The following is a 2,160-nucleotide window of genomic DNA, read 5'->3' on the forward strand; positions in this document are numbered from 1 at the left end:
AGCACGATCACCCAGGTTCGATGCTGCACGTCGACGTGAAGAAGCTCGGCAACATTCCCGACAGCGGAGGATGGCGCTACGTCGGGCGGCGACAGGGCGACAAGAACCGGGCCGCTACACCCACAAGCCGAAGAACAAGCACTACGACCCGTTGATGGGCATGGCTTCCGTCCATACCGTCATCGACGACCACTCCCGCGTCGCCTATGCCGAGATCCACGACGACGAAACCGCCCGCACTGCCACCGCCGTGCTGGTCCGAGCCGTCGAGTGGTTCAACGCCCGCGGCGTCACCGTCGAGCGGGTCCTGTCCGACAACGGCGGCGCGTACCGCTCACACCTGTGGCGCGACACCTGCGCCGAACTCGGTATCCGGCACAAGCGCACCCGGCCCTACAGGCCGCAGACCAACGGGAAAATCGAGCGCTTCCTCCGCACCCTGGCCGACGGATGGGCTTACGCCCGCTGCTACACCTCCGAAGCCGAACGACGGGGCGAGCTGGACGACTGGCTGCACTACTACAACCATCACCGGCCGCACACGGCCTGCGGGAACCTCCCGCCCTTCTCGCGATTGATCAACGTCTCCGGGCAGTACACCTAGAAACCGCCCCCGGACGCAGCCGTGCACCTTTTGACCGGAGCTGGCAGCGGAGTCATGCGGCTGCGTCCGGAGGTTGTCATCGGGTGCCGAGATACTGTGCAGCGCAGCAACATCAGCGAGCAGGGCGAGCCCGCTTCTCGCGGAGTGCGTCGCTCACCCTCTCGATGCCGATGACGGCCTTTCAGTCATTGTCCCAGCCTGTGCCCGCGAATGAACTCAGGATCGGTGCATAACGGGTCCGTAACTGCCAAGAGTATATGTCTGATAGGAGCGGACAGGCGTCTCCGCGGCCCTCCCGAGAGTCCGGATAACCGCTAGTCAGAAGCCCTATTTCACGCGGATATGTGCCAACACTGGCCGGATCTCACAGGAGTTGTTGTGTGAGATCCGCGCCTAGTTTGAACAATCCGGATCCATCGTGACGTTGTTTGTACTTGTTCGCGTGTATCGGGCCCGGCGGCAGGGCGTCGACGTCTGACGTCGCGGAGCGGTCCGGTGTGGTCGATGTAAGCCGACGAGGCTACATTCCGCGAGCGCGCGTTTGAGCGGGGTTAACGGCTCAGTACTGAAAGCGACGGACCTTAAACCCCGGGGTTCCGGGCAGTGAAACGTCGCGAGACCAGCCGCCTTCTCGCGCGCTGTATTGGGGTCCTCGTCGAAAGAACGGTAGGCGGTGGAAGAAGAAAAATGTCGAATTGTGCTGCGGTACACCGGATATAAGATGGCTATGAGGAGCCAGGGGACACTCCTATATCTGTCACCAACGGTGAGTGTACCGGGCGATGGCAGCGGCGGAGGTGACCCTGCGGCGATGCTGGCGGCCGCGCGCGTCGCGGGCTGGCACTACGACTTCGGGCTGGCCGAACGGATGGTCGAGTCGGTACTGAATGCCCAGGCGAACTTCGATGCACGGATCCTGCAGGCGCAGTTGGCAAGTCTGCGTGGTAAAACCCGCGAGGCGGCGGATATGCTGTCGGCACTCGCTGAGGCGGCACGTACTCCCCACGAGGTGTTCCGAGTCGCGGTGGCGCGGCTCGATCATCGGACCATCTACGCCGGCGCCGTGGACGAGGGGCTGAGTATCGCGCACGCGGCCGAGAAGGTCCTGGCCGGTACACCGCAGGCAGACGACATCCCCGCCCGTCGAGCCGCGTTGGTTCTCGGTAACGAAGGTCCGGCCAGCGCGTTGCCGTTGTGGAACGACTGCTGGCGCACTCCGAGGACTCAGCGCTCGTCTGGGCGTGCGTGCCGGGGGCTTACAGTCTCGGTCGGACAGGGCGAATCGGCGAGGCACTCAAGGCCGCCGAGCTTGGTCATCGCACCCAGATCGAGCTGGATGCGCCGATGGACTGGTATCCGTGTATGCACCGATTCTATGCGCCCGAAGCCCACGTACACGCCGGGTGGTTTGCTCGGGCCGAACAGATCAGTCGCGCCGAATACGAAGCCGCGCTGGTTGATTGGGCGCTCGAAGCTCAGGCGCTGTTTTCTTGCCAACGTGCCAAAGCAGTTACTGACTGTGGTGATCCCTATAGCGCCATCCGGCGACTGCGGGG

Annotated in this window: 1 protein-coding gene and 1 pseudogene; both read left to right on the forward strand. The window is 63.8% G+C overall.

Annotation, left to right across the window (positions count from 1 at the left end):
• A pseudogene (locus GOACH_RS22265) lies at nt 1-604 on the forward strand (IS481 family transposase); the annotation flags it as partial.
• An 811-nt stretch (nt 605-1,415) separates the two neighbouring features.
• On the forward strand, nt 1,416-2,160 hold a 745-nt coding region (locus GOACH_RS22270), incomplete at its 3' end, for a hypothetical protein (protein WP_217999529.1).

Origin of the sequence: Gordonia aichiensis NBRC 108223 (genome assembly GCF_000332975.1) — a bacterium.
In the GTDB taxonomy this organism is placed as follows: Bacteria; Actinomycetota; Actinomycetes; order Mycobacteriales; family Mycobacteriaceae; genus Gordonia; species Gordonia aichiensis.